This is a genomic window from Nostoc sp. (assembly GCF_036919615.1).
In the GTDB taxonomy this organism is placed as follows: domain Bacteria; phylum Cyanobacteriota; class Cyanobacteriia; order Cyanobacteriales; family Nostocaceae; genus Nostoc.
The window spans coordinates 101,635-119,285 of record NZ_JBALCN010000003.1 but is presented as its reverse complement, the minus strand read 5'-3'; the positions used below and the strand labels follow the sequence as shown (position 1 = coordinate 119,285).

Here is a 17,651-nt window from a genome sequence, read left to right as displayed (position 1 = left end):
AACAATGACGACTGATAGACCTTTAAGCTTGATTGCAGAATTGACATATCGCTGCCCACTGCGTTGTCCGTACTGCTCCAACCCGCTTAATTATGGCGATCACCAGTATCGTCAAGAACTTTCCACCGAGGATTGGTTGCGAGTGATTCAGCAAGCCTCGAACTTGGGTGTGTTACAGCTTGGCTTAACCGGCGGCGAACCACTGCTACGAAAAGACCTAGAATTAATTGTGGCAGCAGCAGCCAAAGCTGAACTATATACCACTTTAATTACTGCTGCGACGCTGTTAACTCCAGAACGAGCTACACAGCTGCGTGATGCCGGACTCGAGCACGTACAAATTAGTATCCAAGATAGTCGTGCTGCTGAGTCAGACTATATTGCTGGAACTCCCTCTTTTAAGCAAAAACTAGAGGCAGCAAGATTAGTAAAAGCTTTGGGTTTCCCGCTGACACTTAATTTTGTTCTACATCGGCAAAACCTAGACAGGATTGAGGAGATTTTAGAGCTGTGTGAGGTTTTAAAAGCAGACCGAGTTGAATTAGCGAACACTCAGTATTATGGCTGGGCATATCGTAACCGTACTGTTTTACTACCCACGCGCCAGCAGCTAGAACGAGCAGATGCCGCAGTGGCATTAGCTAGAGAGCGCAACATCTGCCCAATGGGCATCTTATATGTGCTTCCAGACTACTATGAAGATTATCCCAAACCATGTATGGGTGGCTGGGGTCACCGAGCTTTAGTGATCGCTCCCAATGGCGATGTGTTACCTTGCCAAGCCGCCAGTTCTATTCCAGAACTAGAATTTGCTAACGTCCGCAACCATTCACTAGATTGGATTTGGTTTGAATCACCTGCTTTTAATCGCTTCCGGGGAACAGAATGGATGCCTGAGCCTTGCCAAAGTTGCGATCGCCACCAGCTTGATTTTGGTGGTTGCCGTTGCCAAGCGTTACTTCTGACGAACAATGCTGCTGCCACTGATCCTGTCTGTCATCTGTCACCACACCATCACCTGATTACTACAGTCACAAAGCAGGCAAATCAGGAAAACTTGGATTCACCCCTACCTTTGGTTTATCGCTCCATGCAAATGTAATAAGCTATTAGACCTACATTCCGCACTTCATCGTGTAATACAAAAAGATTTCCAACATCTAGCTAATGGTGGTTAAATAGCAATCACAAATCCCCAATAATTGTTAGTATTAATACTTAATAGTTGAGGATTATTAGGAAATATTCTTGATATTGATGTATTACATCTTGAAGTGCGGAATGTTGGTTGTAAGGGTGGCTAGCGATGCCTGCAGCGGGCTATGCCTACGCAAAGCTTCTCCTCTGTATTGACTACGTTATCAAATACAACAGGACTTCCTGTGAAAAGTTAGGTATTACAGCGGTTTTAAATTACGTAGACTACAGCCAACAGTTCGTCATAATAGGATAGGCATTGCAATGCCTATCCTACTTACTGTGGTCAATTCAGATAAAATCTGCTGTGTGGCTATTGAAAATTGCTCTCAGTTACTCTTAAACCTTAGTCATGAGAAATCTTGATATCTCCGCATGTGCCAACACAGCACCAGGTTCCCGCTGGAGAGCGTTGTAATACTTTCTCTCGAAGGTATTGCCCGTCTCTAACGGTACAATCAGCGTGCGGACATCAGCAATCAACTTTTCAAAATTGTCCAGCGCTATCGGTTCATCTGCTTCGAGCATTTCATCAACTTGCACAACCACCTCAGAAATGCGATGTAGCCAAGCAAATTGTTCATGAGCGATGACGAGCTGAAGTAGTTCTCCGCTTGATACTCGTCCACTAACCTGTTCGTAGGCAATGCGTTCTGTCTCTAGCAACATCTTGTGAAGGTGGAGTAATTTATTTCGTAAATCACGCAGATATTGATGTTGACGTATTCTTTGTGAAAGTGTGTTAGAAGTCAATGTTATCCATCCTTTCGTTACAATAGTCTTCGATGGCCTAAATAATTTCTGCGTCGTATTCATCACGAATAGACTGTAGCCAACAACTGGTTTGTTGAGTGATACGCTAGCGATGAATAGCATATCCAATGGTGGCGTAGACGCTCACCAAGAGGCTTGCCGCTCTGATCAGAACTTCTCCTTCTCCCTTCCCTTCATCTTCTCTACGAGAGCTGCGCCAACAAGACGCTTCACGTAACTTGCTTGTATTGTAGGGGTATGAGAGCGGCACTCAACATCCATTGCCACTTCCTGACTGTCTTGTGCAAATAGCACCATTAGCCATCTGCCCAACCTCAGTTCATATATTTGGTTTCCTTGCTAAGAAGCATTATAGTCAACATATCTTTTTATAGCCGTTATATCTTATATTCGATTAATCATATATTAGCATAAACTTATAACAAGTATATAGTGTAGAACCTATCGAGAAAATGTCAATTATGGGAAAACTGTCTTAATGTCCCTAGCATATGTAATTCTAGGTCTTCTTCAGCAGCAAGAAATGACGGGCTATGACCTCAAAACGAGCTGCTTTGATCAATGTATTGCCCATTTGTGGCCAGCAGACCAGGCACAAATTTACAGAACTCTCGATAAGCTAGTTGAGCAAGGCTGGATTATCTGTAAAATTGAGATTCAGCACGATCGCCCCAACCGCAAAGTCTACAGTGTGACGGAGCCGGGGAAAGCCGAATTCGTTCGATGGCTTGGGACTCATCAGCCCTTGCCAACTATCCGAGAACCTTTGCTCCTCCAGTTGCATTTTGCAGATCAGTTGTCGAATGAAACCATTATTCACCTACTGGAGCAACAAGTGACGGCTCGAAGCAAAAAGCTTGTTGAATGTGAAACTATCGATTTGCCATCAGTCGGTGATGAGTCTGCCAACCGTGAGCAAGTGATGCAAAGGCTCGTGCTGGAGTTGGTGATCCGAAGAGAACAGATTTATATTGATTGGTTGAAGATAGCGATCAGTGTTATCAATCACCAAAAGCCATATGCATCACATTACCAGATTCTTTGACACTTCCTAATAGTAAAGCTACCGGGATTTCTTTTTAGCCGCCTTCTCTAGAATGATTGGCTCTAGCTCGTTTTTCTGTAACTATCATAAATCAAACAATGGTAACAATAGCAGTCAATCCGTATCTCGATCACAATTTTGCTCCAATCCATGAAGAAATCACCACCGACAAATTGCCAGTCATTGGTGAATTACCCTCTGACCTATCCGGGATGTTTGTCCGAAATGGCCCTAACCCTCAATGGGCACCCATTGGTGAATATCACTGGTTTGACGGGGATGGGATGTTGCATGGTGTGCGAATTAGCAACTGCGTAGCTACTTATCGTAACCGCTACGTCCAAACAGCCGGATGGAAAAAAGAACGAGAAGCGGGTAAGGCTCTCTGGAGTGGGTTGTTGGAACCACGGCAGATGGATAACCCCCACGGCCCCCGCAAAAACACCGCCAATACTGCTTTAGTGTGGCACGCTGGTCAGATGTTGGCGCTAAATGAGGGAGGTAGTCCTCACGCCATCAAGCTTCCTGAATTAGACACTATTGGCGAGTACACCTATAATGGCAAGCTAGTTTCTGCCTTCACAGCCCATCCCAAGGTAGACCCGGTGACGGGTGAAATGATCTTCTTTGGCTACTCTGTGTTTACGCCACCGTACCTGCAATATAGTGTGGTTTCAGCACAAGGCGAACTGTTGCGGACAGTGCCAATTGACCTGCCAATAGGAGTGATGATGCACGATTTCGCCATCACTGAAAACTACACAGTTTTTATGGATTTGCCGCTGACTTTTAGCGCCGAGCGAGCGCAACGCGGAGAACCTGTGATGATGTTTGAGCGCGATCGCCCCAGTCGTTTTGGCATTTTACCACGTCACGGTGACAACAGTAATATCCGCTGGTTTGAGAGTCCTGCTTGCTACGTCTTCCATACGCTTAACGCCTACGAAGAGGGAGACGAAGTAGTGCTGATTGCCTGTCGGATGAGTTCTACTGGTGTTTTGAGTTCTAGTGATTCACAACCCAACGATCCAGAAGTAGATATCCCCCGTTTGTATCGCTGGCGGTTTAACCTCAGTACGGGGACAGTGCGTGAAGAAATGTTAGACGATGTAGCTTCAGAATTTCCCCGCGTCAACGAAAATCTATTGGGGCGACAAACCCGATATGGCTACACCAACAAAATGGCGAATAGTCCCCTGCCTCTATTTGAAGGGATAATTAAGTACGACTTCAGCAGTGGACAGTCCCAAATCCATAAATTCGCACAGGGGCGCTATGGTGGTGAAGCTGTGTTTGCGCCGCGTCCTGGTGCAATTGCTGAGGATGATGGTTGGCTTGTGACTTTCCTCCACGATCACAATTCAAACACTTCAGAATTAGTAGTAGTGAATGCCCAAGATGTGACCGCTGAACCTGTAGCACGGGTGATAATTCCTCAACGGGTGCCTTATGGATTTCATGGTGCTTGGGTTCCACAGGAATAGCTAAATAGGCGGTTAGAAACCACATATACACGGGGCTTTACCCGTCTGCGCGGGTTAAAACAAGGGGATTTCACCCCTTGTTTATTTTCTCTTAGCCCACGCAGGTGTAGCTCCTGTTTGTGTAGCTGCAATTCCTAAGATACTGTTGGCGAATTGATAGGGGGTCTAACTCATCAACCCCAAGCCATCTTAATTTCTGGAATTTCAGTGCGTTGAAACGTACTTTAGCTATTAGCCCGTAATTTATTGCAGGGCGGGAAAGCGACACTAAACTAGGGTTTTAGAGGTGAAGGGTTTAACAAAAGAGAGAATTGACCAACAGTATCTTTCTAATAGCCAAGTATATTCCTAACCTCAAATTATTTTTCCCTATACCCTCCAGCGTAGTCAATTACACAAATTGTTCTATATGATTTGTGAGTTCCATAAGCAACGCCAGACACTTTAAAAGCGCCGTTAAAAATGTTTTTTCTATGACCGCGATCGCGCACACCATCATCAATAATTAACTGCATAACGATATCTTGGGCAGTGTTTGGGCCATAACTGATATTTTCACCTGCGGTTGTTTGCCATGCACCATAGCGATTGATGCGAGTAAAGGGGTTGCTACCATCGCTACCATCATGACCTGTGGCACCTTTTGGGCCTTGGTCTTTAACATGGTCTTTTGCTCCTAAAGACATACCTTTAGAGGCACTCAACGCTCCCACAGGACGTGCTGATTTCAGAAATGCGATCGCTTCATCGACTGCTTCAACTCCTTCTTGAGTTCGCAAATAGCGATTCTTAGAAATTTTGACTTGATTCCCTTGGAAGCGCTTTCTATATTTTTCGATAATCGGGAGATATGCTTTGGGATTCGTCCGTACTTTATTTGTTTCAACAATTACCTGTTGTTCCAACGGTGAAAGGTAACTTGCTTTTGCTAATAAAGTTGGACTGGCTGGTTTAACTACTGCTGGGTTAGATTGAAACACTTGATTTGAGCAGCCGAATATTAGGGTAAGTAGCAAAAATACCCAAAATCTAATGCGATGCATTAATTACCTCACAATTTTTTCTATGGATTAATTTAGTGAATTAGAATAAATAAGAATTTTCAATACACAGAGAAGTTTGTAGACGCTTCTTTATTCAGAATTTGAAAAGCGGCTTGTTGTCAGACATCAGAACTTCGATCAGTTCTTTAAGAAGAACGGAAATGAGTTGATCAAGAGTATAGATAACGCTGCGATAGTCTTTGTTCCTTGAGTGTTAAAAATTGATTACTTAATACTAGGACTTATGCAAAAAACCTCTCAAACTCTGATTCCTCCGTGTCGCGCCAGTTGCTACCCTACGGGAACGCTAAGAGCGAACAAGTCTCTTAACCCGCTCAACGCACTGGCTTCTCTGCGTCCTCTGTGGTTCAATTTTCCGTTACCTGTGCCTAAGTCCTGAGAAAGAGAAGCGACATATTACGGGTGATTTGCCGGATATCATATTACACTTTGAGAAACCAACCTTGTCGATACATCAGAACACCAACAGCCCACCACAACAACACAGTGACTATGGCAAATAACAGGGAACCATTCAGGACTCCCGCCCAAGATGCGAAATAATTCTGGTAAATCCAATTGTAGGTACTGGGAGCGTCTTTGCCTGTGCCAATAGTGGTTTTCACTAAGATTTTAATCAACAAAACGGATGGAACGAAAAGAGCGATCGCATTTAAGCCCATAATTTCAAAAGGTTTACTCCAGCGACGATTCAACCGGACTTCAATAAGTTCATAACAAGCTGCTAGCAAAAGTAACGCCCAACCGCTGGTGAAGATTACATAGGAACTTGTCCACAGCTTTTTATTGATGGGGAATGTCCACCCCCACGCCCAACCGATAATTAAGCAACCAATTCCAAATAATCCTAAGCCTATACTTGTGCGTGACTGTACAGGTTGGCTGCGTATCCATTGTCCAGTAAAGTAGCCATTGAGGACGCTTACTATCGCAGGAATAGTACTGAAAAGTCCCTCTGGATCTCCCATAAAGTTGAAACCATCACCCTTGTATAAATGTGCTTTGGGAATAATCAGGCGGTCAATATAAGCGCCAAAGTTACCTTCCCGCGTTAAAACTCCCGCACCATAATCGGGCACTGGTAGATAGATCATCGTTAGCCAGTAGCCGATGAGTAGCACTGCTGCCAGTATCCATTGACCTTTATGCGGGAGGTTGAGAACTATTAAAGAAGCCAGCAGATAGGTAATACTAATGCGCTGTAACACCCCCATAATTCGGATGCTATTCAAATCAAAAGTCCAAATACCCTGATTCCAAAAGCCATTTAGTAGCAATCCCAAGGCAAAAAGAATGGCAGCACGGCGCAATATCCGCCAGTAAACAGTTGAGGTTGGTTTATTACCTTCAGTGTACTTTGACAACGAGAAAGTCATCGCCACACCGACAATGAACAGAAAGAAGGGAAATACCAAGTCAGTTGGTGTGCAACCGTGCCAATCGGCGTGGGCTAAGGGAGGATATACATCATCTGCAACTCCCGCCATATTGACGAGAATCATTCCAGCGATGGTAATGCCGCGAAAAACATCCAGTGAAGTCAGGCGCATAGGTGGAATTTTAATATTAGATGAGTATCTAAGCTACCCCGCTTGATGCAGGTAAGCAAGCAAAATTTATAGACTCGAATACAAGTTAAAATTTTGTTAAGTCATTACCATCACTCGCTATGGCAATCAAAGTTGGAGATACCGCTCCTAATTTTACTCTACCTGCCCAAAACGGCTCAACAGTTAGCCTCCAAGATTTTCGCGGCAAAAAAGCTGTTATCCTATATTTTTACCCCAAGGACGACACACCCGGATGTACGACTGAATCTTGCGCCTTTCGCGATCAGTATGAAGTGTTTAAAACCGCTGGTGCTGAAGTTGTCGGCGTCAGTGCTGACTCCAGCGAATCTCACCAGCGATTTGCTGCAAAGTACAATCTACCTTTTACGCTGTTAACTGACAAAGGCAACCAAGTGCGGAAGCTATATGGCGCAACAGCAGCCTTTGGCTTATTCCCTGGTCGCGTTACTTACGTCATTGACCAACAGGGAGTTGTGCAATACGTCTTTGATTCAATGTTTAACTTTAAAGGTCATGTTGAAGAAGCGCTGAAAACTTTGCAACAACTTGCGGCTAAGTAGGAGTTAGGAGACGCGATTAATCGCGTCTGTGCAGGAGTTAGGAGTAGAGACGCGATTAATCGCGTCTGTACAGGAAGTTTGGAGTTATTTCTGCCTATCTCCCCACTCCCGACTCTCTACTCCCTATTTATTCGAGTGTGACTTTTCTGGCATGACAATATTAGTGTGGGTTGACTTGCCATTCTTGCCGTTAGTATGACCGTTACCATTGCGGGGATGGATCACACCATAACCGCCGTGGTTGCGTTCGTAAATTACATTAATCTCTCCAGTTTCAGAATTGCGGAACATATAAAAGTCGTGTCCCACGAGTTGCAGTTGTTCCAAGGCTTCTGCAAGAGTCATCGGCGGCATGGAAAAATATTTGGTGCGAACAACTTCGTTGGGCAATTCCGGGGTGCGATCGCCAATTAAATCTGTGACTACAGACTCTGCAACAACTACTTCTGTTGGTTGGGCTTGAGTCTTCTGGTCTTGACGCCGTTCTTTATATTTTCGCAGTTGACGGGCAATTTTATCTGCAACTAAGTCAATGCTGGCATATAGGCTTTCGCTGCTTTCCTCAGCACGGATAACGCTACCATTAGCATAAATTGTTACTTCAGCTGCTTGTCTAGGATTAATTCGGGGATTACGGGCTACGCTAAGATGCACATCCACTTCATTTGTAATACTCTGAAAGTGACTAACTGATTTTTCAATCTTTTGATGTACATACTCACGAATTGCATCGGTGATTTCAATATTTTTGCTGTGGATGACAAGCTTCATGTAAACTCTCCCGCTGAATATTTGGATGTGTGAATTTGCTTTGTATGAAAAGAAGTTGCGGTAAGGTCTGTTATTCCCGCCAAAACAAATTATGAACTATATTGTATGTACTACTGGTAAGCTGTCTCTAAACTTTCTGCATCTAAGTTGTTGTCAAGTATACCCTTGATTTACCTCCTCATCTCTGCGCTGATATCCAATTGGATGTCCACATAAAACTCTTGGGTGAGGAAATCTGAGGGGTAGCTCCCGTGACTACCTTCTCCTTTAAAGGAATGCTTACAAAACTGTTGATAGTTGCTCCTTGTGTGTTCAATTGAGGTTTGCTTGCTGTTGAGCAAGAATAGAAGTCTTTATGGAAGTTTGATTCTGTTAAATGCAAACAATGGTATTAGAGTCATCAGCCAGTACATTCGTTCTTATTGTCTTGGCGTGATGCTTATTGCAGAGAATTCCTCCTAAAACCTATTGAGGTTAATATTCAAGCTAGCACTTTGTTTTTTCTAATGCAGGTTCCCTTGACTTTCCTTTAAAATCCTTTGCAAAGCTTGACAATTGTTGACTCAAATCTTGTAACTTGAAATATATTTCGTTCCCAATCCCAATTGATTTTTGGCATGATCCATAGTAAAAAACCACACAAAAACCGTTGTTTACTGTATAACCAAGGATTAATCCCTTATTTAGAAGCTCATGGATGGCAGCGATCGCTCCTGACTGAGCGTATTCATGACTCCAGTCTAGATGAGGTGTTAATTTTGCTAGAACATCCACCTGTCTACACTCTGGGGCAAGGAGCCAACTCAGATTTTCTCAAATTTGATATTGACAAAGGTGAATATGATGTGCATAGAGTTGAACGCGGCGGTGAAGTTACTTACCATTGTCCCGGTCAACTAGTGGGGTATCCTATTTTAAATCTGCAACGTTATCGTAAAGACCTCCATTGGTATTTACGGCAACTTGAAGAAGTAATTATTCGCGTATTGGCAGTTTATGAATTGCAGGGAGAAAGAATTCCGGCTTTTACTGGCGTTTGGTTACAAGGGCGAAAAGTTGCGGCTATTGGGATTAAAGTCAGCCGTTGGATTACAATGCACGGCTTTGCATTAAATGTTTGTCCAGACATGACAGGCTTTGAGCGCATTGTACCCTGCGGTATTTCTGATAAACCTGTAGGCAGTTTAGCCGAATGGATTCCAGGAATCACCTGCCAAGAAGTGCGTTTTTATGTAGCACAGTCCTTTGCGGAAGTCTTTGACGTGGAATTAGTTGAGTCGCAGTCTCAAGGATTTTTCCGGTCTGAGTAAATTCCGCTTGTAATTATCTAATAAATACTATAGCAGTGCTATTTAAATTGTGAGACACTTATAAGAGTAGTCCATATTTAATAGTATCAAAATAACTATTTAACTGCGGTTATCAAAGCTAAAATCTGATTATTTACAAATTACTATACTAATTTATACAGCTGTCAAGTACAACTTTGCGCGTGAATTACTCAAATAATCTCCAGGTATATGCCCCATCGTTAATGTTTCTGAGAGAACGTGATTGGACAGCTTTGATAGAACTATTTGATAGAGACGACGGTGATGAAATTGAAGCCGACATCAGCTGTAGTTTGCTTTGGCTGATACCTGAACCTTGTTGGGAAGATGATCCCTTTGATTTCTTGCGCGAGTACCTTTAAATAGCTATGAGTTATGAGTTATGAAAAAACCTTTAATTGACAACTCCCAACTCCTAATTCCTAACTCCTAACTATCTAACGTTGAGCCGACTAAGGAAAATACGTAGGCGATCGCTCTGCGGATTGGTCAGTATTTCATAGGCTGGGCCTTGTTCTGTGACAATACCTTTGTCTAAAAATATCACCTGATGGGCTACTTCCCGTGCAAATTGCATTTCATGGGTGACAACCACCATTGTCATCCCTTCTGCTGCCAATTGCTGCATCACTTGCAAAACTTCGCCGACGAGTTCGGGATCTAGAGCGCTAGTGGGTTCATCAAATAGCATGATTTGGGGATTCATACATAAGCTACGGGCGATCGCTGCTCGTTGCTTTTGCCCGCCAGAAAGTTGTTCGGGATAAGCAGAGGCTTTGTCATGTAAGCCAACTTTTTCTAAATACAATCTCGCTAGTTGGGCGCTTTCCTTCGGTGTTTTACCCAAGACTTTACGAGGGGCGAGTGTCATATTTTCCAAGACGCTGAGATGAGGAAACAGGTTGAACTGTTGGAAAACCATACCTACTTGTGTTCGTAGTTGCCGCAGTTGGTTATAGTTGACAGTGGGTCGGGATAAGTTGATACCGTTGATTATTAAACGCCCGTTGTCAATAGTTTCTAGGCGGTTAAAGCAGCGTAGTAGGGTACTTTTACCACAGCCGGAGGAACCGATAACTGCAACGACTTCTCCCCGGTTGATTTCGCCTGTGATTCCTTTGAGGACTTTTAAGGAACCAAAGTTTTTTTCGATATTGTCAAAAATAATGGCGGGGATGGTATTGTTCATTACTTATGCCAAGCTGTTCTACAGTTGATTGTAGTGTTTTTAACGTAGACGCGCAGCAGTCCTAAAAAACGCCTCAGAATGAATTCTGAGGCTAATAGCTCAAGTCTTCTTTAGAAGACTAAGTAAGGGTTTTAGTCTAGTTAAGTAGACTTTAGCTATTAGCCAATAAATTTATTTTTTGATGGGAGATTGGACAGTTGCAAGATATAACTTGAACGAACCGCAGAGGCGCAGAGAGCGCAGAGAAGGAGAGAAAATAATATGGCTAAATTTAGTTTTATCTGTTGGCTGCGCTGGTGTGTGGTTGTAGGTTTTAGCTGTTTGTTACTGGCTGGCTGTGGGGTGAATTCTACTGCGGGGAAAACTCTACGGGTTGCTACGGAACCGGCATTTCCACCTTTTGAGTTTAAAGGACAAGGTGGTGAGTTACAGGGTTTTTCCATTGATTTGATGAATGCGATCGCTTCCTCTGCTAACTTTAAAGCGGAATTTCAGAGTATACCTTTTGATGGCATTATCCCAGCTTTGGCAGCTAAAACAGTAGATGCAGCGATTAGTTCGATCACGATTACAGAGGAGAGGGCGAAGACGATTTCTTTTTCCCGCCCTTATTTTAAAGCTGGGTTAGCGATCGCAATCCGTGCAGATAATCAAAATATTACTGGCTTTGACAGTCTCAAAAATAAAAAAATTGCAGTACAAATTGGTACAACTGGGGCTGCAAAAGCTAAGAGTATTCCTGGAGTGCAAATTCGCAGTTTTGATTCAGCACCTTTAGCTCTGCAAGAATTATTCAATGGTAATGTGGATGCGGTAATCAATGATGCACCAGTAACTTTATATGCTATTAATACGGGTAATCTCAAGGGAATTAAGATAGTACAGCAATTGCTGACGGAGGAATTTTACGGGATTGCTACAGCTAAAAATTCGCCGAATTTGGCATTAATAAACAACGGTTTGGATAGGGTACTGAAAAATAACACTTATTCCCAAATTTATCAAAAATGGTTTAAAACTAAGCCGCCATCATTACCAGTTAAATCACCATTTGAGAACCAGACTAGCGCTGGTACACCTAAAATATTTACCTCAATTGGTGTGATTTTACAGGCTTTTCCGACTTTATTACAGGGAGCTTTGGTAACGTTGCAATTGACGATACTTTCTGTAGTGTTTGGTTTAATTGGGGGTTGCCTGATTGGTATTGCTCGCCTTTCTCATGTTGCACCTTTACGTTGGGTGGCGAGGGCGTATGTGGATTTTTTCCGGGGAACGCCTTTGTTGGTGCAAATTTTTATGATTTACTTTGGTTTCCCGGCAATTTTACAAGAACTTGGTTTGACATTTACTTTTGATCGTTTGGTAGCTGGGGTAATTGCCTTAAGTTTGAATAGTGGTGCATACATTGCCGAAGTTGTCCGTGCTGGGATTCAATCAATTGAACCAGGACAAGCAGAAGCAGCACAATCATTAGGTTTAAGTTCCGTGCAAATAATGAGTTCTGTAATTTTTCCCCAAGCTTTCCGGCGAATGATTCCACCTTTAGGTAATGAGTTTATCAGTTTGTTGAAAGATACAAGCTTAGTTGCAGTGATTGGTTTTGAAGAATTGTTTCGTAAAGGACAGCTAATTGTCGCCGACAACTATCGCGCTTTTGAAATTTATGCAGCTGTAGCTTTGGTATATCTGTGCTTGACGTTACTTTTTTCACAGGCATTTAGTCGCTTAGAAGTGTGGATGAATCCAGTTAAACGGCGAAGGAAGTACGATACCTAATAATTTTTCAGTAATTTTCCGACTTCCTTTAATTTAGGATTGCTAATGTCAATTAACTTTTAGAGTAAGCACTAAGTACAGTTTTGTGTAAAAATGTAGCGTTTTTAATGCAGCCGATGCATTAACAATGTAAGCTGACGCATTAACAATGCAGCTGATGCATTGACAATGTAAACTGACGCATTAACAATGCAGCAGACGCATTAACAATGTAAGCTGACACATTGGCATTGCACGGTATTACCAAATTTCATTCGCTACGAATTAATGAAATGCTGTACTAAACCCGAATGACTAGAAGTTGCACGCCAGTTGCTTCACTGAATTCTTTATGCGTAGCCCGCCGTAGGCATCGCTTTTGGTAATAAATGGGTGGCGACGCTGCAAAAAGCTGCAATTCGCACATGACCACTGTGCAAACCTTTATGCAGGTTTGCTTCGTGTTGCATCATCTCTAGATATAGTATTTATACAAATTTAATCTACAAATATGTATCTAAGCCAATAAAAAATATCTCTTTGTTTGATATTATTTTCTGGATATTATAATATTGACAAAAATCTCTATTTTATAAATAAAAATACTTAAATCTAGTCATTTATTGAGTAAAAATTATATTGACTGAGGAGTAACACACTGAGGACTAATAAAGATAAAATAGATAAAATAGAAATGAAAAATTAATAACCACAACATCATAAGCATTGACGAAATGAATTGTTGATGACTGCTTATAACACCTTAAACACTTTTTTATAGCAACTTCAAGCAGAATACATGGATGCGGATAATTGGACATATCAACTACAAAAGGTACTACCCATGAGTTCCCGCGCACTGCTGTTAGTAAATCGTCATGCCCGCCAAGGGCAAAAGGGTTTGTCAGAAGCAATTCAATATCTGAAGACATTCGGTTTTGATTTAATTGAGGAGTCTACAGAAGACTCCAAACATCTTGCTGAAGTTATACTTCGCTATCAGCATCAAGTTGAGTTGGTAATTATTGGTGGAGGAGATGGGACTCTCAATGCCGCAGTCGATGCTTTAGTTGATACTCAGTTGCCTTTGGGAATCTTGCCTCTGGGAACTGCCAACGACCTAGCGAGAACTTTGGAAATCCCGAATTCTCTCAGCGAAGCTTGCAAAATTATTGCCTATGGAAATTTACACCGCATCGACTTGGGTTGGGTAAATGGCAAGCACTTTTTTAACGTTGCCAGTCTGGGATTGAGTGTAAAAATTACCCAGCGACTTACCAAACAAGTCAAACGCCGTTGGGGAATATTTGCTTATGCCGCCACTGCATTGCAAGTGATTTGGGAAGCTAGACCTTTTACTGCGGAGATTGTGATCAATGGTGAATCAGTTCGCGTGAAAACAGTGCAAATTGCTGTGGGTAACGGCCGCTATTACGGGGGTGGCATGGCAGTGGCTCACGATGCCACAATAGATGACCAAAGGCTAGACCTTTATAGCTTAGAGATAAAACACTGGCTGCATATTATACCTATATTCCCAGCGATGCGAGAAGGGCGACATATACATTGGCCAAGTGTACGCTCTCTTCAAGGTCAAGAAATAGAGGTATATACTCGCAAACCGCGCCCTATCAATACAGATGGTGAAATCACTACCTACACACCTGCTCATTTTCGGGTTATACCTAAAGCAATAGCTGTTTTAGTATCCCCAGAAATTAGGAGTTAGGAGTCATTCAATTTTAAATTTTAGATTTTAGATTTTCCTTCAATCCAAAATTCAAAATTGGCAGAGTTAGGAGTTATTCTCTCCCATCTCCCTCTGCTAAAAATATGGGAACTCGCATCAACTCACGTCAAATGCATCTGAGATTTTCCCAAGATATAAAGTCCCTTTTGCAACGCCTAGCTGAACAACCGCTGACTCTAGGTGATATTCTGGTGGAAACCTCAGAACGAGGGTTCTGCATAGTAATTACATTATTAGTTTTGCCCTTTTTATTTCCGATGCCACCAGGATTAACTGGCCCTTTTGGTGGTGCTTGTTTACTATTGTCAGCGCAAATGATTTTAGGGAGGCGATCGCCTTGGCTGCCAAAAAGAATCGCTAACTACAAATTTCCTCGTCCCTTTGCCCAGTTACTTTTGCAAAATTTGGGACGTCTTACCAAAGTTTTACAGAAAATAGCCCGTCCCCGATTGGCAAAAATAGCTAATAATCCTTTGATTTGGCGAATTAATGGGCTTTGTATCTCTTTATTAACAATATTACTAATATTACCAATTCCGTTTACAAATCCCATCCCCACTGTAGGTATTTTACTTTTGACTGTTGCCACCGTCGAATCTGACGGTTTATTAATTTGCATCAGCTACGGCATTACTGTTCTGATTACCTTGCTGTTTGGATTTCTTGGTTATGCAGTATGGTTAGCTCCCAGTTTGCTGCCATCTATATTTAAATAATAAAAGCCCTCAGCTTTAAGCTGAGGGCTGTAATTTTTTAGGGTGCATCTACCATTTATTAATCCGCCTTATTTCTTGCCAGATCCGGGCAGATTTAACTTGTATACAAAGTTATTTTTTTCAAGCATTAAAAAATATCATCAATAAAAAAGCCTTCAACTAAAAGCTGAGGGCTATGGTTTAATTAAGGTGCATCTACCATTTCTTAATCCACTTTATTAATTACCATATCCGGGAAAATTAGACTTTTAAGAAAATTTATTTTATTTCTAAATTAAAAAATATCAGCAATAAAAAAAGCCCTCAACTAAAAGCTGAGGGCTGTAATTTAATTAAGGTGCATCTACTATTTATATATCCGCCTTAGTTCTTGCTATATCAGGAAGAATTTAAAAAAAAATGGATAGCTATGGAATTGATTTCGTTTAGCTACAAAAATAGTACTAGTCTCAACAAGGATAACCTGCGGTTTTTGACTAGGTAATCATTGACCAACTTCACAGTAATTTTACAATTATCCCAAATTTCCTCTAGATACACAAAGTTTCTGTTAATATCTCTGCTCGGATATCCGCAATAATACGAATTTAGTTTATTAGTTAGGTATATGACTATGAAAGTTAGATGCACCCAACTCAATGAAGCGATCGCAATTTCTATTAGCCCTTGCTAGTCTTAGTATTGTCGGAGGAAGCTTTTTTCTGAGAACAACTTTTAGCAGTACTAGTGAACCTAAAATAATAACTGATACATCACGCTACAAAGAAATTCGTAATCAACTATGGTCTAATAATGACCAAGTAAAACATTTTCCTAATGAGATTCCCCCTGATGCCAAAGGCGTTCGCCTTGCCTACTCTCCCGAATTTTTGCAAGGAAGTAGTTTTTTTCAAATTAGGCTGAAACAGCCACCAAAAATCATAGAAAAATTACTTTCACAATACAGAAGTAGTGCAAAGCACAAATATATGGGTGGGAACACAAACGACCATATAAACCAGCCTGAGGGTGTGCCAACAACTTTCTTCTACACCGGTGACTCTCCTACAGAATCTTTTCCAGCTAATTATGAAATATTGGTATTAAATACAGAGGACAAAGGTAGACCTGGCTTCAAGTGGAATCATGGAGATAGCTACGGCGTCGTAATTAATAGTTCAGCCTCAGAAATTATCTATTGGTCTGAAAAATGGTAATTAGCAGTTCAAAATGAATTTGAATTTTTCTAATTAAGCTCAATTATTCTGTAGGTTTTCTAAAGACTGTCTGGGAAAGTTATCTACCCTTTCCCAAAGTGATAAGTATAATAAACTACAAGTATTCAAGGTTTTTGTTATACAGGAACCTATCTCACTGGTATAGTTAATAGTGTTGTGTTCAATTCACGATAAGTTAAGCAAGAGAGGTGTGTAAAATGAAAAATCTAGTAAAGAGTCTCCTTGATGAAGGAACCAAATCGACTATTAGATCATCTGAACTATATCAAGCTTTATACAATAAAATGCATTCAAGTAAGCTAGCTGTTGCAGGTAAAAGGCTTGATATTTGTGCCAATGAAATTGCTATCTATCTGCTTCAGGCTGGTAAAGAAAAATATGTATTGCGTGATAAAATTTGTCTTGAAATTGGAAGCGGATGGTTATTAACTCATTCATTAGTATTTTACCTTCTCGGAGCAAAAAAGGTTTATGCAACGGATGTTTACCCGTTATTACAACCCGAAAATATTTTCAAAGCCGTCTGTAAGTCTGTAGATTGGAGTATCTTAGATAGTTTATCGACATTTGAGGATCGTGAGATTATCGGCTTACGTTTAAAGAAACTGCTTTCATTAAAAAATTTATCCGTAGAAGTCTTACAAGACTTGGGCATAGAATACATTGCTCCAATTGATTTATCTCAAAAACTACCTACTAAAGAAAAAATAGATTTCATCTTCTCCAAATCTGTGTTAGAGCATGTGCCAGTTGATGATGTTGTGCCACTTTTAGAAAATCTTGTAAGTGGCCTTTCTGAAGATGGGTTTATGTTCCATCTAATTCATTTACTAGATCACAAAAATTCAAATGAAAAACCATTTGATTTTTTTGTTTATCAACAGGATTCCTACTCAAGAGACTTACAATCAAGGTGGGGAAATCGAATTCGACGAAGCCAATGGAAGCATATATTTTCTAACCTCAAGCATTTGGACTCTAAATTTGTATTTGAATGGTCGTGCAAAGACGGAGAATTACCAGAAAAAATTGACTCGTCTATTCAATATACAGATGAAGAAGATTTAAGAATCTCCCATATTGGCGTAGTTGGAGAATTCACATCGCTTCCGAAAGTCAAGTCTTAGCGAAGGATAAGTTTTGAGTGGAGGAAACCTCCACTCAGACTTCAGTACTAGATGCTGCTTTTACTCTTTTGGATATATCACTTTGGGTAGTTAAAAC

The 17,651-nt window shown here is 41.4% G+C and carries 17 protein-coding genes; 11 read left to right on the top strand and 6 right to left on the bottom strand.

Annotated elements, in window-relative coordinates; genetic code table 11:
- The first annotated feature begins 4 nt into the window (after positions 1–4).
- Complete coding sequence (pqqE, locus tag V7K48_RS01360) at positions 5–1,102, top strand: pyrroloquinoline quinone biosynthesis protein PqqE (protein ID WP_335068879.1); 1,098 nt, start codon at positions 5–7, stop codon at positions 1,100–1,102.
- Between the two features lie 434 nt (positions 1,103–1,536).
- On the opposite strand, the gene V7K48_RS01355 is transcribed toward pqqE, so the two are convergent.
- Positions 1,537–1,950, bottom strand: coding sequence for a hypothetical protein (locus tag V7K48_RS01355; protein ID WP_334975908.1), 414 nt, complete (start codon positions 1,948–1,950; stop codon positions 1,537–1,539).
- 499 nt (positions 1,951–2,449) lie between these two features.
- On the opposite strand from V7K48_RS01355, the gene V7K48_RS01350 reads away from it, so the two are divergent.
- Together V7K48_RS01350 and V7K48_RS01345 are read left to right on the top strand one after the other, a co-directional pair.
- Positions 2,450–3,016 carry a PadR family transcriptional regulator gene (locus tag V7K48_RS01350; RefSeq protein WP_335068877.1) on the top strand — a complete coding sequence of 189 codons (567 nt, stop codon included), beginning with the start codon at positions 2,450–2,452 and terminating at the stop codon, positions 3,014–3,016.
- A gap of 98 nt (positions 3,017–3,114) precedes the next feature.
- Positions 3,115–4,500, top strand: a complete 1,386-nt coding sequence (locus tag V7K48_RS01345) for a carotenoid oxygenase family protein (RefSeq protein ID WP_335068873.1) — start codon at positions 3,115–3,117, stop codon at positions 4,498–4,500.
- Between the two features lie 359 nt (positions 4,501–4,859).
- Here V7K48_RS01345 and V7K48_RS01340 read toward each other — a convergent pair whose 3' ends face one another.
- Together V7K48_RS01340 and V7K48_RS01335 are read right to left on the bottom strand one after the other, a co-directional pair.
- Positions 4,860–5,543, bottom strand: a complete 684-nt coding sequence (locus V7K48_RS01340) for a CAP domain-containing protein (RefSeq protein WP_335068871.1) — start codon at positions 5,541–5,543, stop codon at positions 4,860–4,862.
- Between the two features lie 443 nt (positions 5,544–5,986).
- Positions 5,987–7,114: an acyltransferase family protein gene (locus tag V7K48_RS01335; protein ID WP_335068869.1), complete on the bottom strand. Its 1,128-nt coding sequence runs from the start codon at positions 7,112–7,114 to the stop codon at positions 5,987–5,989.
- 119 nt (positions 7,115–7,233) lie between these two features.
- Between V7K48_RS01335 and V7K48_RS01330 the strand changes: the two genes are divergently transcribed.
- Positions 7,234–7,695: a peroxiredoxin gene (locus V7K48_RS01330; protein WP_335068867.1), complete on the top strand. Its 462-nt coding sequence runs from the start codon at positions 7,234–7,236 to the stop codon at positions 7,693–7,695.
- A gap of 123 nt (positions 7,696–7,818) precedes the next feature.
- On the opposite strand, the gene hpf is transcribed toward V7K48_RS01330, so the two are convergent.
- Positions 7,819–8,466, bottom strand: a complete 648-nt coding sequence (hpf, locus tag V7K48_RS01325) for a ribosome hibernation-promoting factor, HPF/YfiA family (RefSeq protein ID WP_335068865.1) — start codon at positions 8,464–8,466, stop codon at positions 7,819–7,821.
- Positions 8,467–9,083: 617 nt separating this feature from the next.
- On the opposite strand from hpf, the gene lipB reads away from it, so the two are divergent.
- Together lipB and V7K48_RS01315 are read left to right on the top strand one after the other, a co-directional pair.
- Positions 9,084–9,776 carry a lipoyl(octanoyl) transferase LipB gene (lipB, locus tag V7K48_RS01320; RefSeq protein WP_335068863.1) on the top strand — a complete coding sequence of 231 codons (693 nt, stop codon included), beginning with the start codon at positions 9,084–9,086 and terminating at the stop codon, positions 9,774–9,776.
- Between the two features lie 182 nt (positions 9,777–9,958).
- Positions 9,959–10,159 (top strand): hypothetical protein, encoded by a 201-nt coding sequence (locus V7K48_RS01315; protein ID WP_335068861.1) that lies wholly within the window; start codon positions 9,959–9,961, stop codon positions 10,157–10,159.
- A gap of 71 nt (positions 10,160–10,230) precedes the next feature.
- On the opposite strand, the gene V7K48_RS01310 is transcribed toward V7K48_RS01315, so the two are convergent.
- Positions 10,231–10,986 (bottom strand): amino acid ABC transporter ATP-binding protein, encoded by a 756-nt coding sequence (locus V7K48_RS01310; RefSeq protein ID WP_335068859.1) that lies wholly within the window; start codon positions 10,984–10,986, stop codon positions 10,231–10,233.
- Between the two features lie 261 nt (positions 10,987–11,247).
- On the opposite strand from V7K48_RS01310, the gene V7K48_RS01305 reads away from it, so the two are divergent.
- Positions 11,248–12,765: an ABC transporter permease subunit gene (locus V7K48_RS01305; RefSeq protein ID WP_335068856.1), complete on the top strand. Its 1,518-nt coding sequence runs from the start codon at positions 11,248–11,250 to the stop codon at positions 12,763–12,765.
- A 329-nt stretch (positions 12,766–13,094) separates the two neighbouring features.
- Here the strand turns inward: V7K48_RS01305 and V7K48_RS01300 are convergent, their stop codons facing one another.
- The gene (locus V7K48_RS01300; RefSeq protein WP_335068854.1) at positions 13,095–13,217 is read right to left on the bottom strand and encodes a hypothetical protein; all 123 of its coding nucleotides are present in this window, start codon (positions 13,215–13,217) and stop codon (positions 13,095–13,097) included.
- A 371-nt stretch (positions 13,218–13,588) separates the two neighbouring features.
- Between V7K48_RS01300 and V7K48_RS01295 the strand changes: the two genes are divergently transcribed.
- The 4 genes from V7K48_RS01295 (at position 13,589) to V7K48_RS01280 (ending at position 17,554) form a co-directional block, all read left to right on the top strand.
- Positions 13,589–14,473 carry a lipid kinase gene (locus V7K48_RS01295; RefSeq protein WP_335068852.1) on the top strand — a complete coding sequence of 295 codons (885 nt, stop codon included), beginning with the start codon at positions 13,589–13,591 and terminating at the stop codon, positions 14,471–14,473.
- A gap of 131 nt (positions 14,474–14,604) precedes the next feature.
- Complete coding sequence (locus tag V7K48_RS01290; protein ID WP_335068850.1) at positions 14,605–15,210, top strand: exopolysaccharide biosynthesis protein; 606 nt, start codon at positions 14,605–14,607, stop codon at positions 15,208–15,210.
- 638 nt (positions 15,211–15,848) lie between these two features.
- Entirely contained in the window at positions 15,849–16,406 is a 558-nt protein-coding gene (locus tag V7K48_RS01285) for a hypothetical protein (RefSeq protein WP_335068848.1), read from the top strand.
- Positions 16,407–16,624: 218 nt separating this feature from the next.
- Complete coding sequence (locus tag V7K48_RS01280; protein WP_335068846.1) at positions 16,625–17,554, top strand: hypothetical protein; 930 nt, start codon at positions 16,625–16,627, stop codon at positions 17,552–17,554.
- Positions 17,555–17,651 lie beyond the last annotated feature (97 nt).